The 6,232-nt window shown below is 39.3% G+C and carries 7 protein-coding genes; 4 read left to right on the plus strand and 3 right to left on the minus strand.

The window, feature by feature from the left end; all coding sequences use genetic code 11:
- From gldE to mutY, 3 genes are all read right to left on the minus strand, one after another.
- Nucleotides 1-1,319 (minus strand): gliding motility-associated protein GldE (gene gldE / locus ACZFYI_RS13905; RefSeq protein ID WP_462524732.1); only part of this gene is annotated, 1,319 nt, incomplete at its 3' end.
- Between the two features lie 63 nt (nt 1,320-1,382).
- A complete protein-coding gene (locus tag ACZFYI_RS13910; protein ID WP_462524733.1) occupies nt 1,383-1,826 on the minus strand; it encodes a single-stranded DNA-binding protein in 444 nt (147 codons plus the stop codon).
- Nucleotides 1,827-1,864: 38 nt separating this feature from the next.
- Nucleotides 1,865-2,947 carry an A/G-specific adenine glycosylase gene (mutY, locus tag ACZFYI_RS13915; protein ID WP_462524734.1) on the minus strand — a complete coding sequence of 361 codons (1,083 nt, stop codon included), beginning with the start codon at nt 2,945-2,947 and terminating at the stop codon, nt 1,865-1,867.
- A 160-nt stretch (nt 2,948-3,107) separates the two neighbouring features.
- Between mutY and ACZFYI_RS13920 the strand changes: the two genes are divergently transcribed.
- The 4 genes from ACZFYI_RS13920 to ACZFYI_RS13935 form a co-directional block, all read left to right on the plus strand.
- Nucleotides 3,108-3,416, plus strand: a complete 309-nt coding sequence (locus ACZFYI_RS13920) for an HU family DNA-binding protein (protein WP_241124871.1) — start codon at nt 3,108-3,110, stop codon at nt 3,414-3,416.
- A gap of 20 nt (nt 3,417-3,436) precedes the next feature.
- Complete coding sequence (locus ACZFYI_RS13925) at nt 3,437-4,255, plus strand: tetratricopeptide repeat protein (protein WP_462524735.1); 819 nt, start codon at nt 3,437-3,439, stop codon at nt 4,253-4,255.
- Between the two features lie 184 nt (nt 4,256-4,439).
- On the plus strand, nt 4,440-6,011 hold the full coding sequence (locus ACZFYI_RS13930; protein ID WP_462524736.1) for an Rne/Rng family ribonuclease: 1,572 nt from the start codon (nt 4,440-4,442) through the stop codon (nt 6,009-6,011).
- 26 nt (nt 6,012-6,037) lie between these two features.
- Nucleotides 6,038-6,232 (plus strand): hypothetical protein (locus tag ACZFYI_RS13935; protein ID WP_462524737.1); only part of this gene is annotated, 195 nt, incomplete at its 3' end.

Raw genomic sequence — 6,232 nt, forward strand, 5'->3', positions numbered from 1 at the left:
TCATTGCCAAGAATCCTGACTTTTACTTTTTTTATCCTTTTGGTATCGACAGCTAGAATGGTAAATTCAAATTGCTCGAAGGTTATTTTGGTTCCGTTCTTTGGGAAGCTGGAATTGATTTCTAACAAAAGGCCACCCAAGGATTCACTCTCCCCTTTGACTTCATCAAATAACTGTTGATCAAGTTCAAGCTTTTTGCAAAAGTCATTTAAAGAAATTTTTCCTTCAAAAATAAAAGTCGAAGGATCGATTTCCTTGAAGTAGTAATCTTCTACATCATCGAACTCATCATTGATTTCCCCAATGATTTCTTCAATCAGGTCTTCCAAAGTTACCAATCCGGAAGTTCCTCCATATTCATCCACAACAATTGCCATATGGACTCTTTTCTTTTGAAAATCCTTGAGAAGGGTATCCACTTTTTTGTTTTCAGGAACAAAAAAACCCTTTCGTATCATGGCATGCCATTCGAAATTTTCATCCTGATCGACATGAGGAAGAAGGTCTTTGATATATAAAATCCCTTCCACATTGTCTATGGTTTCTCTGAAAACAGGGATTCTGGAATAACCGCTTTTGTTGATTTTATCCATCAGCTCATGAAAATCCATATCAATTTCAATAGCGGTGATATCCATCCTTGATTGCATGACCTGCTTGACTGAGAGGGTTCCAAAGTTTACAATTCCTTTGAGGATGTCCTTTTCCTCCTCGGAAGTGTCTTCTGTGGTTATTTCCAATGCCTGATTGAGTTCATCAACTGAAAGCGAATATCCTTTTTTGACGATCCTCTTTTCTACCACGTTACTGATTGCCATCAAAAATGCAGATAATGGTCGCAACAAAACAGAGAAAAAGTAAATTACAGGTGCCATCATCAGCGAAAACTCAATTTTTGCCTTGGTTGCATACACTTTTGGTACAATCTCACCGAAGAAAACAATGGCAAAGGTGACACCTATGGTTTGGACTAATATAACAAGAATGCCTGTTGCATTGGACCCAAAAAACTTCCAGGTAATAAATGTTGTCAGCGTTACAATGCCGATATTGATGAGATTATTAAGAATCAGGATAGTACTAAGTAGTTTTTTTGGAGACTCGACTAACAATAAGGCCTTGGTAACCCGAGAGTCTACCTTTTCGTCAAATGCAGAAATGTCCTCAGAGTTCAAAGAAAAGAAGGCTACCTCTGAGCCAGAAACCAACCCTGAGGCGATCAAAAGCAAAATAAAAGTAATTGAGTTAAATAAAATGTAACCGGCTGAAACCTCAACGATTTCAGCCAGTAATATAAGACTCGGGTAGGGGTCGTCCATTAATTCCAGAATATGATCAATGCAAAATTAATCAAATACTGAGAAATTTTTCAACTTTTTGATTTAGAAGGGCAAATCATCATCTTCCATCGGTGGTTCACTCACCGAGGAGGGCTTATTTGAATTGGTGTTTGTGCTGTAATTTGGTGTATTGGAAGGTGCACCGGCACCTTCAGGTTTTCCCCCAAGCATGGTAAAACTCAACACCCTGATTTTGGTTCTTTTTCTGTTTTGGCCTTGGTCATCCTGCCATGTATCGGATTTGATTTTTCCTTCTACAAAAAGCTGCATTCCCTTTTTAAGATATTGCTCAGCTATTTTGGCCTGACCATCCCAAAGCTCCAAATCATGCCATTCCGTGGTTTCAACTCGGTTTCCTGATTTGTCTTTGTAAGCTTCCGTGGTCGCAAGCCTTAGGTTTGCTACCACTTTATCGCCTTCCAAATGCTTCACTTCAGGATCTGCCCCTAAGTTTCCTACTAAAATAACTTTATTAACTCCAGCCATACTTATGTTTGTTTATATTGTTAACGAAAAGTTTGTCTTTAATTTAATGATAATTTTTGATCGTCCAAAAACTTCACAATCAATCTTGGTTTTCCCAATTCCTCCAGCTTTTCGAGGCTTATCAACTGGAATCCTTTTTGTTTTGCCCAAACTTGAAGTGCGTTTTTATTTTCAATTTTAACAATCACCGTAACAAAGTTGGCGAAAATTCTTTGATGGGTAAGAATGTGCTTGTACCACTTTACAGTTTTACTGACAGAAGTTGTCATAAAATCTCCTAAATCTTCCAAAAGAACCATCTCATCTTGACTTTCTGATTGTTCAGGTAATTCTTGAATCGGGAAATCATGAAGGCCATGCCAAATGTCACCTTCTTTCCTCTGTCTTACCACGACATCACCTTCGCATATTATAAAAGCATATCTAAAATACCTCTCTTTAATTTTCAACTTTTTGATTTTGACAGGAAGTGAATCTACCAAGTCGTTTTTGAAAGCAAAGCATCCGGACTTCATTAGACATTGATTACAATCAGGGTTTTTTGGGACACATTGCAGCGCTCCGAATTCCATGATGGCTTGATTGAATTCGGCTGGTCGGTCTTTTGGAATGAGTTTATTTGCCAATGATTCAAATTCCTTTTTTCCCTGATTGCCCGCAATGTCTGTAGCAATGCCAAAGTACCTGGCAAGTACCCTAAAGACATTCCCGTCAACAACCGCTACAGGTTCATCATAAGCAAATGAGGCTATGGCAGCTGCAGTGTAAGTGCCTACACCTTTGAGTTGAAGCAGGGACTGATAAGAATCGGGAAAAGCTCCTCCGTAATTATCCCTGATGATTTTTGCACAATGGTGCAAGTTTCTTGCGCGGCTGTAATAACCCAAGCCCTGCCAAAGCCGCAAGACTGTTTCCTCAGATGCATTTGCCAAATCCTCTACTTTTGGAAAGTTTTCCAAAAATTTCTCAAAATAAGGTAGACCTTGGGCCACTCTTGTTTGTTGGAGAATAATTTCAGACAACCAAATGATATATGGGTTTTTGGTGTTTCTCCATGGTAATTCACGCTTATTATGGGGGTACCACTCTAATAAAGTATTGACAAACGGATCGTAAATCAAAATCAAAGCATTTATGGTGTTAAGACAATGTTAAACATTTCAATCTAATTTTGGGCATTTTGTTTTTATATTGGATTGCTTCCTGTAAATTTGCAGTCCCAAAAATAGTTGGTTAATAGGTTGTTAAGCTTATTCCGTAATAAATTAAATTCATTAAACAGTGACTAAAGCAGAAGTAATCACCAAGATTTCGGACAAAACCGGAATTCAAAAAGACGATGTAACTCAGACAATTGAGGCATTCTTCAAAGTGGTAAAAGATTCCATGGCGGAGGGAGATAATATTTATGTTAGAGGCTTTGGCAGCTTTGTAAATAAAAAGAGAGCTAAGAAAATTGCTCGAAACATCTCCAAAAACACAGCGATCGTGATCGATGAGCATTTTGTTCCATCTTTCAAACCTTCTAAAGTGTTTATTGAAAAAATCAAGAACAGTAAAAAAATCAAAGAACTAGCACCTCAGGATTAATCCTGAGTGCTTTTTTCCTTATGAAAAAATCCCAAATTCTAGTCATAATCCTTGGGGTAGCCACGATTGCTGTATTGTATTTCCTTCCGCGTGTGGTAGTAGATAATGAGGAGGGTAATACCCAAATCACTGAAGAACAATCTTCTGCGCCTGCCACAGCAGAATCAATGCATGATACACCGATGGATGCCGGGGACAGAGATGTTCTGAATACCTTGATGATTGATCTGGAAAAACAGGAGGATAAGGAAAAAATTGCCTCACTGTCAGATGAAATCGCCTCGCTTTACATCAATGCAGGCAAATTTGACAGCGCAGCATACACCTTTGATAGGGCTGCTACAAAACTTGAAACACCTGAAAGCTGGGAAAAAGCTGGAGCTGCATACTATGAAGCTTATACTTTTGCCTTAGACCAAGAAAAAGTTTCTCTTCTTGCAGAAAAAACCCGTACTTACCTTACCAAAGTTTTGGAGCAAGATCCAAAAAGACTGGACCTGAAAACAAAAATGGCAATGACTTACGTCTCTTCAGCCAATCCGATGCAGGGTATCACCATGCTGAGGGAGGTATTGGAAGAAGATCCAACCAATGAAGATGGACTCTTCAATATGGGAGTTTTGTCCATGCAGTCCGGTCAGTACAAAAGAGCTGCAGAGAGATTTGAGGAATTGGTTAAAAACCATCCTGATAATATTCAAGGTCAGTTTTACCTAGGCGTAAGCTACTTCGAGTCCAAGCAAAACAACAAAGCAAAACAGCAATTCGAGTTGGTTCAAAGCATGAGCAAAGACCCTATGGTTTTGGCAAGTGTGGAGGGTTACCTTGAGAGGTTATAAATTATTGTTCAACTTTAAATCCTTAAAACTATGCCTTGCGGTAAAAAAAGAAAAAGACACAAAATCGCTACGCACAAGCGTAAGAAGAGACTTAGAAAAAACAGACATAAGAAGAAGTAATACACTTCTTCTTTTTGAGTTTTTACACTAAACGTTCATTTACATCATATAAAAACAGACACGATTGAGCACAGAATTATTAATCGATTCTGCTCAGAACGGTAGTCGAATTGCCCTTCTCAAAGACAAAAACCTGGTCGAAATCCACTCAGAAGGTGGTGAAAACCAGTTTAAAGTCGGAGATATTTATTTGGGTACAGTCCGTAAAATTGTCAATGGTCTCAACGCCGCCTTCATTGATGTCGGTTATGAAAAGGATGCTTTCCTGCATTATCAGGATTTGGGTCCCCAAATCACAAGCCTCAACAAGTTTACAAAACTCGTTCGCAACAATAATTATCCCAACTTGAATCTTAAAGGATTTGAGAAAGAACCTGATATAGAAAAGCTTGGAAAAATCTCCAATGTCTTGACTAAAGGAAATCAGGTTTTGGTGCAGGTGGTCAAAGAACCCATCTCTACCAAAGGCCCAAGACTATCGTGTGAGCTCTCCATCGCAGGTCGCTATTTGGTATTAGTCCCATTTTCTGATACAGTAAACGTATCCAAAAAGATACGGAGTGCTGAGGAAAGGAAAAGGCTTGTACGCTTAATTACCTCAATCAAGCCGGCTAATTTTGGTGTCATCATCAGAACGGTAGCAGAGGGTCAGTCAGTATTAGAACTGGATAAAGACCTCAGAAATCTGCTGACGACCTGGGAAGAAGGCATGAAAAAACTGGCTAAAGCCAAAGGACGCGACAAAGTAATTGGAGAAATGAGCATGGCTTCCTCTATCATCAGAGACCTGCTCAACGAATCATTCGATGCAATCACCGTAGAGGATGAATTGACCTATGATCAAATCAGGTCTTACATCAGATCTATTGCCCCTGAAAAGGAAAAAATTGTGAAGCTTTACAACGGTAAAGCGAAGCTCTTTGAAAGTTTTGGAATAGAAAAGCAAATCAAAAGCTTGTTTGGTCAGACGATAAGTCTTCCACAGGGCGGTTATGTCATTATCGAGCATACCGAAGCCCTCCACGTCATAGACGTCAACAGTGGAAACAAGTCAAACCAAGAAAGTGATCAGGAAACAACAGCATTAAAAACCAACCTGGTCGCGGCAAAAGAAATTGCACGACAGCTTCGCCTCCGGGATATGGGAGGTATCATTGTCATTGACTTCATCGACATGAAAAAGGCCGATAACAAAAAGGCCATTTATGATGCCATGAGGGAAGAGATGAAGGATGACAGGTCTAAAAACACCGTATTGCCACTGACCAAGTTTGGTCTGATGCAGATCACAAGGCAGCGTGTGAGACCCGAAGTCAACATTGTCACCAAAGAAACCTGTCCAGCTTGTAACGGCACAGGAAAGATTCAGGCCTCCATCTTGGTGGCTGATCAATTGGAAAAAGACCTCGAGCATATTGCTACTATCCAGAATGTTTCCAACATCCAGATCGGATTACACCCTTACCTGTATGCGTTTTTCACGCATGGAGTCATATCTCAGAGAGTAAGGTGGTTTTTCAAATACTTTAAGTGGGTAAAGCTGACTAAAGACTCTTCACTCCCGGTGACGGAGTACAAATTCCTGGACGACTCAGGAGAAGAAATAGAACTAACCGTGAAAAGCGAGACCGAATAGGTCCCGCTTTTTTTTTTCGATTTTTATTGACCGGAAAAGCTAATTATGTAGAGTTTGGCCAAGATTATTCAGAAAAATTTGAAATTATTGATTTAGTAAATAATCCTGAATTATTAGAGACAAATGAAGATTTGGCTATCATTTCGGCGTTGTGGTTCTTTGATAAAAATGTTATGTCAAAAGTTAATATAAACTCCGAAACCAAAGTGTCTGAGGTAGCA

The organism is Aquiflexum sp. (genome assembly GCF_977115555.1).